The following is a 14,436-nucleotide window of genomic DNA, read 5'->3' on the forward strand; positions in this document are numbered from 1 at the left end:
AGACCTATATCTTTGCTTGCGCACGCAGCTGGTGCAGCGCATCAATAAAAGCCTGATTTTCTTCAGCTAGGCCAATCGACACGCGTAAATGCTGCGGCAAACCATAGCCCGCAATTGGTCGCACAATAACGCCTAAGGCAAGCAAGTCGTGATAAACAGCATCGGCATCTCTTGCTGTATCGAAGGTAATAAAATTACCTTGTGAAGGAATGAAGGCCAGATTTAACGCCGCCAAGGCCGTCTCAAGCTGGATTCGCCCAGCTGCATTGACAGCAATACTGCGCTGTAAATAGTCGTGATCATCTAACACGGTTTGTGCAGCTAATTGCGCAAGAATATTGACATTAAATGGCTCACGCACCCGATTTAAAATATCGGCGATATCCGGTGAAGAGGCGGCAAAACCACAGCGCAAACCTGCAAGGCCAAAGGCTTTGGAGAAACTGCGAGTTAAGACCAAGTTAGGGAAGGCGCGCAACAAGGCGAAGCCATCAGCATAGTCATCCCCCACCTCGTCTATGTATTCACTGTAGGCCTCATCAAGCACGACAATGATATGTTCTGGTACTTGCTGCATAAACGTCAGCATCGCTTGATGACTGAGCCATGTGCCGGTGGGGTTATTCGGGTTAGCAATAAAAATCACTGACGTGTCGTCAGTAATTGCGGCAAGCATCGCATCAAGATCGTAGCCATAATTTTTTGCAGCTACCTCAATTGCCTTGGCGCCAAGATACTGCGTCATAATCGAGTAGACTACAAAGGCATGTTGCGAATAAATAACCGAGCTATTCGGATTGATATAGCTAAGGCCGATCAAATTCAACACATCATTCGAGCCATTGCCCAGAGTCAGCTGATCGGGGCTCAGCTTATAAACGTCTGCCAGTTTTTGCTTTAAGCTGAAAGCCGCGCCATCAGGATAGCGGGTAAGCTCAGACAGCAGCTTGGGATCTGCCAATCGCGATTGCACCATGGGGCTGAGACCCAATGGGTTTTCGTTGCTGGCAAGTTTAACAATCTTTTCAAGTCCCAGCTCACGCTGCAGTTCTTCAACCGGTTTTCCAGGCTGATAGGGGCGCAAGGCTTGCACACCTTGATTCGCTAATGCAATAAAATCACAGCTCATAGCATTCTCAAATAGTTATAAGGCAGCTTTGGGGTAAGAGCCTAAGGTCTTTAGCACAATAGATTGCTCTTTCAGCTCATCTAAGATTTTCTGCGTAGTCGATGAGCTTTGATGGCCTTCGAATTCAATGAAAAACACATAGGCCCAATTTTCAGTACGCGACGGTCGGGTATCAATACGCGTCAACATTACGCCCTCACGTTCGAACGAGCCAAGCAAACGGTACAAGGCGCCAGGTTTGTTGTGCGTTGACACAATCACTGAGGTCTTATCATCCCCAGAAGGACCCACCGATTCACGACCAACAATTAAGAAACGCGTAGTATTGGTTGATAAATCCTGAATATTTTCAGCCATCGCTGACAAACCATACAGCTCTATTGCCATCGAACCGGCAATGGCCGCAACCGATGTATCATCTTGCGCCATTTGCGCCGCTAAGGCGTTAGATGCCACCGCGACCCGCTCAATATCCGGCCAATGTTGATCTAACCAATAGCGAGACTGCGCTAAGGCTTGCTGATGCGCGCAAATTTTACCAATCGCATCAGGTTTACTGTCAGGGTGCACCAATAAGTGTAAGTTAATCGGCAACTCCACTTCGCCACAAATCTTCAAGCTCGACTGCATGAAGTTATCAAGCGTGTGGTTGACCATGCCCTCGGTTGAATTTTCAACTGGCACAACACCGTAAGTAGCATCGCCGTTTTCAACTTGACTAAACACTTGCGCAATCGATGAAACCGGTGCAGTTATCGCCCCAAAGCCAAAGTGTTTTTGCGCCGCAGCATGCGTAAAAGTGCCTTCAGGGCCTAAAAAAGCGATACTTAATGGCTTTTCTAGGGCCAAACATGCCGACATGATTTCACGAAAAATATGCGCTACAGCATCATCTTCTAACGGCCCATCGTTACGTGCTTTCACTGCACGTAAGACCTGTGCCTCACGCTCTGGGCGATAAAATTTCACCTCATCATGCTGAGCAAGCGGCACGTCTTTCAACTTTACCTCGGCAACCTGCTGCGCCACCTTAGCACGCTGATTGAGCAGCTGATGCAGCTGTTTATCAATCGCATCGATAGACGTACGTAGCTGATCTAATGACGGTATTTGCTTATCGCTCATCGCTTTATTCCATCTGATGGCTGCAGTGAAAAGGCCTAGCCTTGCGCAGCAGCAAATTGTTGCATAAACGCGATAAGATCATCGACTGCTTGCTCAGGCACCGCATTGTAGATGCTGGCGCGCATACCACCAACGCTGCGATGGCCCTTAAGATTAAGCAGACCTGCTGCATCTGCCTGTTGTAAAAAGGTTTTATCCAGATCAGCATTCGCCAATGTAAAGGGTACATTCATCAAAGAGCGAGAGGACAACTCTACAGGGTTGGCATAGAAACCAGAATTATCGATGTAGTCATAGAGCTTTGCCGCTTTACGACGATTTATTGCCTCTATCGCCGCTATACCGCCCTGCGCTTTTAACCATTTAAAAACTAGGCCAGCCAAATAAATAGCATAGGTTGGCGGCGTGTTATACATGCTGTCATTATCGGCTGCCGTCTGCCAATCTAACATGGCAGGCGTTGATGGGCGAGCACGACCCAGTAGGTCTTTACGCACAATGACCAAGGTTAAACCGGCTGGGCCAATATTTTTTTGCGCACCTGCATAAATAACACCGTATTTAGTCACATCAATATGACGTGATAAGATCGTTGACGACATATCGGCAACTAATGGCGCATTAACTTCAGGCTCATGAAAAAATTCCACACCGCCAATAGTTTCATTAGGGGTGAAATGTAAATATGCAGCGTTATCTGATAGCTGCCAGCTATCAACGGCTGGGATAGTCGAGAAATTAGTATCTTCAGAAGATGCGGCAACATTGACTTGGCCGTAGCGCTTAGCCTCTTTAATGGCCTTTTTCGACCACTGACCTGTATTCAGATAATCGGCAACACCACCTTCAGGCAATAGGTTTAATGGCACAGAGGCGAATTGCGTGCTTGCACCGCCTTGTAAAAACAGTACTGCATAATCATCCGGTATAGCCATTAAATCACGTAAATCTTGCTCTGCCTGCTCGGCTATCGCGACAATCTCGGCACTTCGATGACTCATTTCCATTACCGACAGGCCAGCGCCCTGCCAATCTAAAATTTCATCTTGTGCCTGCTTAAGAACTGACTCCGGCAACGCTGCCGGGCCTGCACAGAAGTTATGAACTCTTGCCATGTGTAAACCTTTTAGTACTTAATATTAATCATTTGCAAATCGCGAATCTCAATTGGTAGCTATTCAGCCTCAAGCGCTTGCTCGGGCTCTGCATCCGTTTCAGCAATGCGCTCAACACCAATTAACTGCTCTGACTCAGCAACTTTTATTAATCGCACACCCTGCGTATTTCTTCCCAGCACCGAAATCTCATCGGTTCGGGTACGTACCAGGGTGCCTTGGTTGGAAATCATCATAATTTCATCACCATCGAAAACCTGAGTTGCACCAACCAGCTGACCATTACGATCGCTGCACTGCATACCAATAACGCCCTGGGTCGCACGTCCCTTGGTAGGAAAATCTTCCATTGCGGTGCGTTTACCAAAACCGTTCTCAGACACCGTCAATAACTTACCGCCTTGCTCGGGTATGATTAGCGCAATACACTCGCAGTCAGCCGCCATTTTAATGCCGCGCACACCTCTTGAGGTTCTGCCCATAGAGCGAACATCTGACTCTTTAAATCGATTCACCTTACCTGAGCTTGCCACCAAGGTAATGTCATCAGCACCAGAGGTAATGGCGGTGCCGACTAATTGATCCCCTTCATCCAGATTAATCGCACGCAAACCAACGCTGCGCTGACGCGAGAAATCTGTTAACGGGGTCTTTTTCACCGTGCCATTTCTGGTGGCAAAGAAAATAAACTTATCGTCGTGATACTCATCGACCACTAAAAATGAGGTAATGCGCTCGCCTTCGTCAAGCGGCAACAAATTTACTAAGGGGCGACCACGAGCCTGCCTCGATGCAACAGGAATCTGGTACGGTTTAATCCAATACACCTTACCTTCGGTGGTAAAGCACAATAAGGTGTCGTGGGTATTGGCAATCAATAGATGCTCGACAAAATCTTCATCTTTAACCGCTGTCGCTGACTTACCTTTACCACCGCGTCGCTGTGCTCGATAGTCTTCCAGCGGCTGGGTTTTTGCATAGCCGCCATGCGATATCGTGATGACTCGATCTTCTTCAGAGATCAGGTCTTCATGGGTTAAATCCAGCTGCGATGCTGAAATTTCGGTACGACGAGGGTCACCAAAGTTTTCTTTAACTTCTTGGAGCTCTTCACGAATCACGTTAATCAGTCGCTCAGCGGAACTTAGGATATCTAAGTAATCAGCTATCTGCTCAAGCTTTTCTTGATACTCATTGATTAATTTATCGTGCTCAAGCCCGGTGAGTTTTTGCAAGCGCATATCTAAGATACTTTGCGCCTGCTCCGCGGATAAATAATATTGCCCGTCACGGAAGCCAAATTCGCTGCCTAAAGACTCAGGGCGACAGGCACCCTCACCCGCTCGCTCCAGCATGGCAGTCACATCACCCGGTTGCCAGGCCTGCTTTAATAAGTTTTCACGCGCTTCCGCTGTGGTATTTGACGCCTTAATGAGTGCAATTACTGGGTCAATATTGGCGATCGCTACCGCTAGCCCCTCNAGAATATGGCCGCGCTCTCTTGCTTTGCGCAGTAAATATACCGTGCGNCGCGTCACCACCTCACGACGATGACGCAAAAAGGCTTCAAGACAGTCTTTCAGGTTAAGCAAGCGTGGCTGACCGTCAACCAAGGCGACCATATTGATGCCAAACACAGACTGCAATTGCGTTTGCGCGTAGAGATTATTCAGCACAACCTCACCTGACTCACCACGCTTAATCTCAATCACCACGCGCATGCCGTCTTTATCCGACTCATCACGCAGCTCTGAAATGCCCTCAATTTTTTTCTCTTTGACTAATTCAGCAATGCGCTCAATCAACTTTGCTTTGTTAAGCTGGTAAGGGATTTCGGTGATGATAATGGTATCTTTTGAGCTTTTCTCATCGTGCTCAACCGTGGCTCGCGCACGCATATAAATACGCCCACGACCGGTGCGATAGGCTTGCACGATGCCAGCACGACCGTTGATGATAGCTGCGGTTGGAAAATCCGGGCCGGGGATAAATTCCATCAGCTCATCAATGGAGATATGCGGGTTATCTAATAGCGCTAAAGTGCCATCTAAAACCTCATTTAAATTATGCGGCGGGATATTGGTTGCCATACCAACCGCAATACCTGCTGAACCGTTAACCAATAATGCCGGAATTTTGGTTGGTAATACTTCGGGGATTTGCTCGGTACCGTCGTAATTTGGCACCCAGTCCGTGGTTTCTTTATCTAAATCGGCCAGCATTTCATGCGCGATTTTCTGCATGCGGATTTCGGTATATCGCATCGCAGCAGCATTGTCGCCATCAACAGAGCCAAAATTACCCTGACCATCGACCAACATATATCGCATAGAAAATGGCTGCGCCATGCGCACAATCGTATCGTAAACGGCGGTATCACCGTGGGGGTGATATTTACCAATTACATCACCAACTACGCGGGCAGATTTTTTGTAGGCTTTATTCCAGTCATTGCTCAATACATCCATCGCGAACAATACTCGACGATGCACAGGCTTCAAGCCATCGCGCACATCAGGCAAGGCACGACCTACAATAACGCTCATCGCGTAATCGAGGTAGGATTGCTTCAGCTCATCTTCGATATTTACCGGAATAACTTCTTTATCTATTTCACTCATTGGCTCACTCGTTGGCGACTTTTGTTATGATCATTCCATGCTTTTATAGTCGTTCTAAGCATTATATTTAGCGCCGCAGCATCAAGGTATTTCAAGATGATGCGAGATATAGTGGCAGAGCGTCATGCAATGTTTTTGCAGAATCTCAAGTGGTAATTTTCGCGCTAAAAATAAACCGCAATGGTAGCATATTCAGCACTATTTCCCTAGTATTTATCGGCATCCAGAGCGCCTACTGGCCAAGCGCCAAAATTGCACAAAATATAACCACTTAGAGACGTTTTCATGTCAGACAAACCCGCCAGCTGTGACCTAATCCTAACTGCCAACGCATTAGTGTCTGTGACGGAAACATTTACTGCTCAAAATAGCATCGCAATCAAGGAAGGTAAGATCGTTGCGATCGACAGCTTTGAGCAGCTTTCAAGCCAATACCACTGCGATAATGTGCATAGCTTACCGCATCATATTCTGATGCCAGGGCTTATCAATGCGCATGGCCACAGTGCCATGAGCCTGTTGCGCGGCTTTGCCGACGATATGCCATTAATGGACTGGCTGGAAAATAAAATTTGGCCGCTCGAACAACAGTTTGTTGACCCTGAGTTTGTCTTCGATGGCAGCCAGCTTGCGATAGCAGAAATGCTTCGCAGCGGCACCACTTGTTTTTCCGACATGTATTTTTTTCCCGAAGCCTGTGCGCAAGCTGTGCAGCAAACCGGCATCAAAGCACAGCTCAGCTTTCCGGTTTTTGATTTCCCCAGCGCCTGGGGCAATGGTCCCGACGACTACCTCAGCAAAGGCGAAGCCTTAATTCAACAATTTAGCCAGCATAGCCGCCTGAGTATCGTTCCGGGTCCTCATGCACCCTATACCGTTTCAGATCAGGTCTTGCTTGATGCAAAACAGCTTGCAAATCGCTATCAAACCGGCCTGCAAATGCATCTTCATGAAACTGAATTTGAAGTCAATGACGCCGTTTCATCAAATGGCATTCGACCGATTCAACGACTGTTAGAACTGGGACTTTTGGACAAAAGCTTTCAAGCTGTGCATATGACTTGCCTAAATGCTGAGGATATTGCGATATGCCGCGACACTGAGTTATCTATTGTGCACTGTCCGATATCTAATCTAAAACTCGGCTCAGGCTTTTTACCCCTGCAAGCATTGGATAAAGCGGACATAAATATTGCCCTAGGCACCGATGGCGCTGCCAGCAATAACAGTCTCAATATGTTTAATGAGCTGCAGACAGCGGCATTAATTGCCAAGGGTTCAGCCAAAGACCCCAGCCTCCTTCCTGCTCGCCAGGCAATTGCAATGGCAACATTACATGGCGCTAAAGCGCTAGGCCTTGAACAGTCAACCGGCTCTATTGCTGTTGGCAAAGACGCCGATATCATCGCTATTGATATCAGCCAACTGGAACAACAACCACATTTCGATACGCTATCGCTACTGACTTATAGTAATATAGGTCCCAGAGTAAGCCATAGCTATGTGCAAGGAAAATGCCTAATGCAAGACTATCAGTTTACCGCTGCGAGCAAGCTAGACATTGACGCCATTACCGCGCGCGCCAAGTATTGGCAAGATAAAATATCGACCTAGACCAGCATCATATGACTTCAAACACTTCCGAGCAAAATGCACTTCATAGCAATGTCGACCCCGCCGAAATTGCTAAATTTAATAAACTCGCCAGCCGCTGGTGGGATAAAAACGGCGACATGAAAGCCTTGCACGATATTAATCCATTGCGTGCCAACTACATCGATAAATACGCCAATATTGCAGAAAAAACCCTGCTTGATGTGGGCTGTGGCGCTGGCATTTTATCCGAAGCCCTAGCGCAGCGAGGTGCCACAGTCAGCGGTATTGACATGGGCAATGAGGCTATAGAGATTGCCAAACTTCATCTGCTTGAGTCGAAACTTAGCATTGACTATCAGCACAGTACAGCAGAAGCCTTAGCCGAGAAACTACAAGCTGAGCAAACGGCACAATTTGAAGTAATCACATGCATGGAAATGTTAGAACATGTGCCTGACCCTCAATCGGTTATTCAAGCCTGTGCCGATCTTTGTCAAACTGGCGGAGACATTTTTTTCTCAACCATCAACCGCAACCCAAAATCCTTCGCGTTTGCCATCCTAGGTGCAGAGTACCTTCTAAACTTAGTGCCGAAAGGCACGCATAGCTATGAGAAAATGATAAAGCCCTCTGAGCTTGCAACTATGGCCAGACAGGCAGGCTTAATCATTGAAAACATAAGCGGNATGGAATATAACCCGATCAGCAAACATTATTTTCTAAGCGATGACAGCTCGGTTAATTANCTTATGCATGCCCGCAAGCCNTAGCGAAAACAATGCCAACGCTATTATTTGATTTAGACGGCACCTTGGTTGATACCGCCGCTGACTTTGTTGCGATACTCAACACTATGTGCGAGCAACAAGGTATCTTGCCACCCTCGGCTAAAGTGATTCGTAATACCGTTTCTGATGGCGCTGGCGCGCTCGTCACACTCTGCTTTCAAGTTCAGGAAAACCAGCCCGAGTTCTCAACGCTGCAGCAAACACTGCTAGAGCGCTATGCGCTATCTGTTGGTCAAGCAGCTACCCTATTTGATGGCATGCAAGAAGTCTTATTGGCCTGCGCAAAACAACAGAGCAGCTGGGGCATTATTACCAATAAACCTTGGCGATTTACCGAACCGCTTATTCAGCAAATTTTCTCAAACCCAGAGCACAGACATTTGGCGCCTAAGAGCATTATTTGCCCGGAGCATGTTTCAAGCCCCAAGCCGAATCCTGAGGGCATCCTACTTGCCTGCGAGCAATTAGCCGTGGCACCAGAGCATTGTCTTTATATTGGCGACCACCGACGCGATATCGAAGCGGGTAAAAACGCCAATATGCCGACCGTAGCCTGCCAATATGGCTATGTAAAGCCGGATGACCAGATAGTCGACTGGCAAGCTGATTATATTATCGATAAGCCAATAGACCTTTTACGCTTACTTTAATTTATTAAATTTGGCTGCCACTGGCTAATGATAAACACCGCCTAAGATCGCATCGAATATGCTAGAGCCTTAAGCGAAGTTGCTGACAAGCTCGTTGATGCAAGTCGCTGAAATCCTCACTGCAGGTAAGATGCTCAACTGTACTGCCGGTGCTGATGTCAGCATCACGCAATGCATAAAAAGCTGCATCAAGAATTTCAGCCGAAGCCTCTGCTTTAGGCTTACAATGAATGCGCGCATTATCTTGATGATGATCGAGATTTTGTGTTGGGTACTCAAGCTGAACACCCAAACCTAACAAGCGCACACTATTGGTCAGCTCGCCGCTGGGTGATAACAGCTTATTTAACAGTACGGCAAAATCAGCAGCTTTCAGTGAGGCAGCATGATCCAATGCCATAGGCCATTGGCACTCTCGGGTATGCACAGAAAAATCACGGTATTTGATTTTTAGCTGCAATGATTTAATTGACACAAGTGATTGCTGCTGCAAAAACATGCGATAACTATTGTGATAACGCTCGGGCAGTTGATCAATCGGCAATTGCTCAGGCTGCTCTGCAATACGCTGTTTAAATTGCACTAAACGCTGTTGCAGATTAACTAACAACTGCTGCATAAGCTGCTGCAAGCTACTCAGCTGAGCAATATTCTGGCTGAAGGTTCGCTCAACCGATATCGATTTACGTAAACTGAAGGGCTTTACAATGCGGGGGTCTTGACCTTGAGCGTAGCTGGCTAAACGATCAGCGAATCGTCCAAAATGCCGATGTAATTCTGTCGCTGTCAAATTTTGTAAGTCGGCACAACGCTGGATATGCAGCGCTTGCATTTTCGCCAAGGTAGATTTACCCACGCCAGGAATTCGCTTAACCGGCAATGCAGCAACAAAGCTTGCCACATCATTTGGAGCAATCACCGTTTGCCCATTCGGCTTTTGCCAGTCACTGGCAACTTTTGCCAAAAACTTATTCGGCGCCACACCCGCAGACGCGGTAATCCCTACCTCGTTAAAAATTTGCTGACGAATTGCCTCAGCTATTCGACTCGCAGAGCCTTGATATTGCGTCACATCACTAACATCTAAAAATGCTTCATCCAGTGACAAGGGCTCGATCACATGAGTAAAACGCTTAAAAATATTGATAATGGCGGCTGATACAGATCGATATCGGTCAAACCTAACAGGTTTAAGTATCAGCTCTGGGCAACGTTTAAAGGCCTCATGCGTTGGCATCGCTGAATGCAAACCAAACTGCCGCGCCTCATAATTACAGGTTGCTAATACTCCGCGCGTGCGAGAGTGCCCACCTACAGCGACGGGCTTCCCTATTAATTGCGGATCATCCCTCTGCTCTACAGCAGCGTAAAAACAATCGCAGTCAATATGAATAATCTTTTGCATGTATTCAGTGTAACTCGATACTGTATATTTAACCAGTTTTTTGCAGGCGATTCGTCAAATTGATTTATACAATGCCTAAGCATTAATTAGCCTATAGCTCTATTCTATATAGTATGATTGATCTGCATAACAGATAGGATAGAAAGGAAAGAACACTCACCATGACTATAGAACAATGGCAGCCTGAATCTGAGAGCGGCGATAATGCTATAGATTTTAGTATTGTAGAATGGCTAATCGGCCAGATAAGTGATTCAAGTCAAGAACAAATCCTCTTACTGGTTCAGCAACTGGAAATTGATCAGCAGCAAGCTTTAACGCCGCTAATGCAATTGAAGCAAGAGCTATGGATAGAGAGATATCGGCAACTAAATGCGACACAATGTAAAAATTTAATTTTCTTTTTCACTGCCGCCGAATCTGCTTATGCTGCGTTGACTGCTAACGAGCATTCACCAGCGATTGCCTTCAATCAATTATTAAAATCTATGCAGCAAAAATTATCTCAGCAAGAGCTATTATGGATTCGCTCTAACAGTCAAAATAGATATATTCCGAACGGAAAAATTTTTTAAATCGCATTTTTTTATCATTATCATACTTTTTAGCCGATTTAAGCTAAAAAACAGTTCTCTTATTTGTTTATATTTTGTACGCTTAGTCTAGTTGTAATAATTTAATAAGATTGACTGATAGGTGACTTATCATATGGCTAACAAAATGCTTAAAGATCTAGAAAAAGAATTTGATAAATTAAAAAAATCGCTGGACACTGCCCGTGCAAAAGCAGTTACGCAAGGTGAAAAGGAAGTCGCCAAATTAAAGAAACAGCTTCAATCCTCTAGCAAAAAAATTCAAACACAATCTAAAAAATATCAAGCTGCAAAGAAAAAGAAAGTTGGTGTTGAGGCAGCCGAACTTGCGGTGAAAGAGGCTAAGGCAACACAAGTTGCAATACGCGATGCCCTCACTGCAACCAAAGCGGCATTAATTGCAGATAAAAAGGCGCTAAAGAAAGCGGCTGACTTGGCGAAAGCTGAAGCTAAAGTTTTAGCTGAACATGCGAAAGCTGAAGCAAAAGAAGCAAAAGCTGCAGCAAAAAAGCTTGCTGCTAAATTAAAGAAACAAGATGCGGCAAAAGCAAAAGCAGCAAAGGCTGCAGCTAAAAAAGCTAAGCCTAAAAAATCAACCGTTAAATCAACGGTTAAATCAGCACCGGTAAAAAAAGCGCCAGCAAAAAAAGTAGCCGCAAAGAAGAAAGCTGCGGTTAAAAAAGCGCCGGCAAAAAAAGTTGCAGCAAAAAAGAAAGCGGTTAGCAAAAAACCAAGCGTTAAAAAAGCGCCCGCTAAAAAAGCAGTAGCTAAGAAAGCCATTACTAAGAAAGCTGTCGCGAAAAAAGCATAATGCTTATCGCTGTTATTTAAGCTTTCGGCGAGGGCTAGCTAAGCCAGTGTTTTCTTACTTTGCTCACTGTTGAAAACACCCTACAATAAGGCAACTTCGGTTGCCTTATTTTTTTACTGCTGCATTAACAGACTGATCTTTTACTATGCCCGCACATTCACAAAGCCACTTTGGCATCACTATTTTAAAGTCTCAACACAAAGACATAAAACGACTGCGCAAACAATACCCCACCAGTATTCACGGCAACAAAATATGGAAATCCAGTTTTTTATTGATGGATTATTTTACCGACCACCCGATTCCTAAGTCATGGAAAGTGTTAGAACTCGGTTGTGGCTGGGGACCAAGCAGTTTATTTTTAAACAAGCAATACGGTGTCGATGTAACCGCCGTTGACGCTGATGAAGATGTTTTTCCATACATTCAACTACATGCTGAAATTAATGACGCGGAGTGTTTATTTTGGCCCACGTATTTTGAGCACATTACCACGCAGCAATTATCTGAATATGACCTTATTATTGCTGCCGATGTTTGTTTTTGGGACGAACTCAGTGAGATTCATAAACAGCTGATTGATCGAGCGATTAAAGCCGGTGTGCGAAAAATTGTCTATGCTGATCCAGAGCGATCGCCATTCTTAACATTAGCACAACAATGCGAAGCAGAATATTGCGCAGAAATTTACGATGTGGATTTAGGTGAGCCTAGCAAAGCAAGAGGCGCATTGATGGTTATAGAAAATCAATAACACACTTATGCGAATTGCTGCTTAACCTGGTTTAGTAAGTCCTGATGTTGATGTTGCCAGGCACTGGATAATAACCAGTCTTGCCAGATATTATCAGCATGCTCTTTGGCTTCATTGGCTTCATTGGCTAAGTGTAAATGTTGCAAGGCATCTTGCTCTTCTCGCGCCTCATGATGCTCTAACACCTGTCTAAACTGCATTTGCTGTTCCAGCAACTCTAAGATTGCGATGCGTTGCCGACGCCCTGTTAATGCCATAAAAGCATCGTAACGGTCAGATATCTTTTGCATCAAGCTAAGAATTTTCTCATGCTCTTGTATATATAAACTGGCTGGCCATCGCCAGGTGTGCTGCTCTATCATGGTCGTTGCAAATAACTGTCTATTTTCAAACTCAATATGTTGCTGTAAACCCGTTGCAAATACTGTCCACAGTTGTTGTGCCAAAGCGTATTCATGTAAGATCAACGCTTCCTGCTGCAATAAATACCATTGCCAAAGATCTTTATGCTGTTCAGCTATAGCTGGTGTGAGAGCTTCATTAAGCGTTGAATTAAGCTGTCTTATCAATTGCTCATCTCCGGATGCTTGATTACACTTATTATATGCTTTTGAATCAGGAACAGCCTTATATTCTGCCTATCTGTGATGAGCCACTTCAGCTAATTTTTGAGGATGAGGCCATTATAGTAGTGAATAAACCCTCTGGCTTACTTTCTCAACCAGGCAAACATCCGCTTAACCAAGATTCTGTTTTGTTACGCTTACGCCAACTTTACCCCCAGGCAGAATTAGCGCACCGTCTCGACCTTGACACCTCAGGCGTATTAATTGCCGGCACCAACCGTACTCATCAAGCTCAGTTAAACCGTCAGTTTGCAGAACGGGACGTCAAGAAAAGCTATACCGCTTTAGTAACAGGACTGCTGTCTGAAGCATCTCAAGGGCATAAGGGATTGCGCTTTACAAGCTCTAGCAGTGGTATAATCGATATCCCGATTGGCCCCGATCTAGCTAATAAACCTAAGCAAAAAATTGACTGGCAATACGGCAAATCAGCCATCAGCCATTTCGAACGAATAGACTATTGCTCAGAAAAAAATATTAGCCGTGCTATTCTCAGCCCCTATACCGGCCGATCGCACCAGCTGAGGCTTCATTGCCAGGCGATTGGCCATGCTATCTTAGGCTGTGATTTATATGCTGACGAAGCTACCTATCTGCAGATGCCAAGGCTAGCCTTACATGCACATCAGTTAAAACTGAAGCACCCCGTCACCCAAGAAACCCTTTGTTTTAATGCTGCAGCACCGTTTTAGCTGGCTTATTCGGCGTAGTTGGCTTAATCGGCTTAGCCATAAATGCAAGCTGACCCAGTTCGGCAAATTCGGCAGTGAAATGGCAAGGCGCTAATGGGGTCATCTTGATTAAATTTCCGGTCAGTAAAATATGCCCCTTTCGCAAAGGGAAGCCCAGCTTTAATAAATGATTAATCATCCAAGTTAAAGCCGACTGCTGCCCACCTAAAGCGCCGGCTGGGGTGCCTGAACTTTTTAGCTGTTGCTGACAAAAGAGCGCTAAGCGCATTTGATCAAGCTGCGTAAAGCTGCGCGGAGCTAAGGCTTGCCAATCGCCGAGAATAAATTGATGCGCATATACATTACGGCGAATCAAGTCCTCGCCGCGACTCTGCTGCGTGTGATCTGCAAGGCTTGGTATCTCAATCGCTGGCGCAACAGCATCAAGCACATCAAGCAAGGTATCTGCGGTGACAGGCTTGTACACATCGCGTTTCAAACGGTAAGCCAATTCAAGCTCTATCATCAACTTTTTATCGTCATCGATAATAA

General features: G+C 45.7%; 14 protein-coding genes. 7 read left to right on the top strand and 7 right to left on the bottom strand.

From position 1 onward, the window contains the following. Positions 1–4 precede the first annotated feature (4 nt). From HRU21_06070 to gyrA, 4 genes are read right to left on the bottom strand one after another with little or no spacing between them, the layout of a single operon-like run. The gene (locus tag HRU21_06070; GenBank protein NRA41861.1) at positions 5–1,129 is read right to left on the bottom strand and encodes a histidinol-phosphate transaminase; all 1,125 of its coding nucleotides are present in this window, start codon (positions 1,127–1,129) and stop codon (positions 5–7) included. A gap of 15 nt (positions 1,130–1,144) precedes the next feature. Further along, the gene (gene pheA, locus HRU21_06075) at positions 1,145–2,254 is read right to left on the bottom strand and encodes a prephenate dehydratase (protein ID NRA41862.1); all 1,110 of its coding nucleotides are present in this window, start codon (positions 2,252–2,254) and stop codon (positions 1,145–1,147) included. 35 nt (positions 2,255–2,289) lie between these two features. Further along, positions 2,290–3,369 (bottom strand): 3-phosphoserine/phosphohydroxythreonine transaminase, encoded by a 1,080-nt coding sequence (gene serC, locus HRU21_06080; GenBank protein NRA41863.1) that lies wholly within the window; start codon positions 3,367–3,369, stop codon positions 2,290–2,292. Between the two features lie 59 nt (positions 3,370–3,428). Beyond that, positions 3,429–5,990 carry a DNA gyrase subunit A gene (gyrA, locus tag HRU21_06085; GenBank protein ID NRA41864.1) on the bottom strand — a complete coding sequence of 854 codons (2,562 nt, stop codon included), beginning with the start codon at positions 5,988–5,990 and terminating at the stop codon, positions 3,429–3,431. Between the two features lie 285 nt (positions 5,991–6,275). On the opposite strand from gyrA, the gene HRU21_06090 reads away from it, so the two are divergent. From HRU21_06090 to HRU21_06100, 3 genes are all read left to right on the top strand, one after another. Next, complete coding sequence (locus HRU21_06090; GenBank protein NRA41865.1) at positions 6,276–7,604, top strand: TRZ/ATZ family hydrolase; 1,329 nt, start codon at positions 6,276–6,278, stop codon at positions 7,602–7,604. A gap of 11 nt (positions 7,605–7,615) precedes the next feature. Further along, positions 7,616–8,356 (top strand): bifunctional 2-polyprenyl-6-hydroxyphenol methylase/3-demethylubiquinol 3-O-methyltransferase UbiG, encoded by a 741-nt coding sequence (ubiG, locus tag HRU21_06095; GenBank protein NRA41866.1) that lies wholly within the window; start codon positions 7,616–7,618, stop codon positions 8,354–8,356. An 8-nt stretch (positions 8,357–8,364) separates the two neighbouring features. Further along, on the top strand, positions 8,365–9,024 hold the full coding sequence (locus HRU21_06100; protein ID NRA41867.1) for an HAD-IA family hydrolase: 660 nt from the start codon (positions 8,365–8,367) through the stop codon (positions 9,022–9,024). A gap of 61 nt (positions 9,025–9,085) precedes the next feature. Here HRU21_06100 and dinB read toward each other — a convergent pair whose 3' ends face one another. Then, positions 9,086–10,429 carry a DNA polymerase IV gene (gene dinB / locus HRU21_06105; protein NRA41868.1) on the bottom strand — a complete coding sequence of 448 codons (1,344 nt, stop codon included), beginning with the start codon at positions 10,427–10,429 and terminating at the stop codon, positions 9,086–9,088. A 161-nt stretch (positions 10,430–10,590) separates the two neighbouring features. Here dinB and HRU21_06110 point away from each other — a divergent pair, with 161 nt between their 5' ends. The 3 genes from HRU21_06110 (at position 10,591) to HRU21_06120 (ending at position 12,587) form a co-directional block, all read left to right on the top strand. Further along, positions 10,591–11,004, top strand: a complete 414-nt coding sequence (locus HRU21_06110; GenBank protein ID NRA41869.1) for a hypothetical protein — start codon at positions 10,591–10,593, stop codon at positions 11,002–11,004. Between the two features lie 133 nt (positions 11,005–11,137). After that, the gene (locus tag HRU21_06115) at positions 11,138–11,833 is read left to right on the top strand and encodes a hypothetical protein (GenBank protein ID NRA41870.1); all 696 of its coding nucleotides are present in this window, start codon (positions 11,138–11,140) and stop codon (positions 11,831–11,833) included. A gap of 145 nt (positions 11,834–11,978) precedes the next feature. Then, positions 11,979–12,587 (top strand): class I SAM-dependent methyltransferase, encoded by a 609-nt coding sequence (locus HRU21_06120; protein NRA41871.1) that lies wholly within the window; start codon positions 11,979–11,981, stop codon positions 12,585–12,587. A gap of 5 nt (positions 12,588–12,592) precedes the next feature. Here HRU21_06120 and HRU21_06125 read toward each other — a convergent pair whose 3' ends face one another. Then, the gene (locus HRU21_06125) at positions 12,593–13,156 is read right to left on the bottom strand and encodes a hypothetical protein (GenBank protein ID NRA41872.1); all 564 of its coding nucleotides are present in this window, start codon (positions 13,154–13,156) and stop codon (positions 12,593–12,595) included. 35 nt (positions 13,157–13,191) lie between these two features. Here HRU21_06125 and HRU21_06130 point away from each other — a divergent pair, with 35 nt between their 5' ends. Beyond that, positions 13,192–13,905 (top strand): RluA family pseudouridine synthase, encoded by a 714-nt coding sequence (locus HRU21_06130; GenBank protein NRA41873.1) that lies wholly within the window; start codon positions 13,192–13,194, stop codon positions 13,903–13,905. Here HRU21_06130 and HRU21_06135 read toward each other — a convergent pair. Then, on the bottom strand, positions 13,883–14,410 hold the full coding sequence (locus tag HRU21_06135; GenBank protein ID NRA41874.1) for a hypothetical protein: 528 nt from the start codon (positions 14,408–14,410) through the stop codon (positions 13,883–13,885). The two genes, HRU21_06130 and HRU21_06135, sit on opposite strands and share 23 nt — an antisense overlap. Between the last annotated feature and the right edge of the window lie 26 nt (positions 14,411–14,436).

It is taken from the genome of Pseudomonadales bacterium, assembly GCA_013215025.1.
Classification (GTDB): Bacteria; Pseudomonadota; Gammaproteobacteria; order Pseudomonadales; family DT-91; genus DT-91.

Coding starts and splice junctions, on each gene's coding strand:
- HRU21_06120 (NRA41871.1), top strand. CDS start 11,979: ATGCCCGCACATTCACAAAGCCACTTTGGCATCACTATTTTAAAGTCT.
- HRU21_06110 (NRA41869.1), top strand. CDS start 10,591: ATGACTATAGAACAATGGCAGCCTGAATCTGAGAGCGGCGATAATGCT.
- pheA (NRA41862.1), bottom strand. CDS start 2,254: ATGAGCGATAAGCAAATACCGTCATTAGATCAGCTACGTACGTCTATC.
- dinB (NRA41868.1), bottom strand. CDS start 10,429: ATGCAAAAGATTATTCATATTGACTGCGATTGTTTTTACGCTGCTGTA.
- HRU21_06135 (NRA41874.1), bottom strand. CDS start 14,410: ATGATAGAGCTTGAATTGGCTTACCGTTTGAAACGCGATGTGTACAAG.
- serC (NRA41863.1), bottom strand. CDS start 3,369: ATGGCAAGAGTTCATAACTTCTGTGCAGGCCCGGCAGCGTTGCCGGAG.
- HRU21_06100 (NRA41867.1), top strand. CDS start 8,365: ATGCCAACGCTATTATTTGATTTAGACGGCACCTTGGTTGATACCGCC.
- HRU21_06070 (NRA41861.1), bottom strand. CDS start 1,129: ATGAGCTGTGATTTTATTGCATTAGCGAATCAAGGTGTGCAAGCCTTG.
- HRU21_06090 (NRA41865.1), top strand. CDS start 6,276: ATGTCAGACAAACCCGCCAGCTGTGACCTAATCCTAACTGCCAACGCA.
- HRU21_06130 (NRA41873.1), top strand. CDS start 13,192: ATGCTTTTGAATCAGGAACAGCCTTATATTCTGCCTATCTGTGATGAG.
- HRU21_06115 (NRA41870.1), top strand. CDS start 11,138: ATGGCTAACAAAATGCTTAAAGATCTAGAAAAAGAATTTGATAAATTA.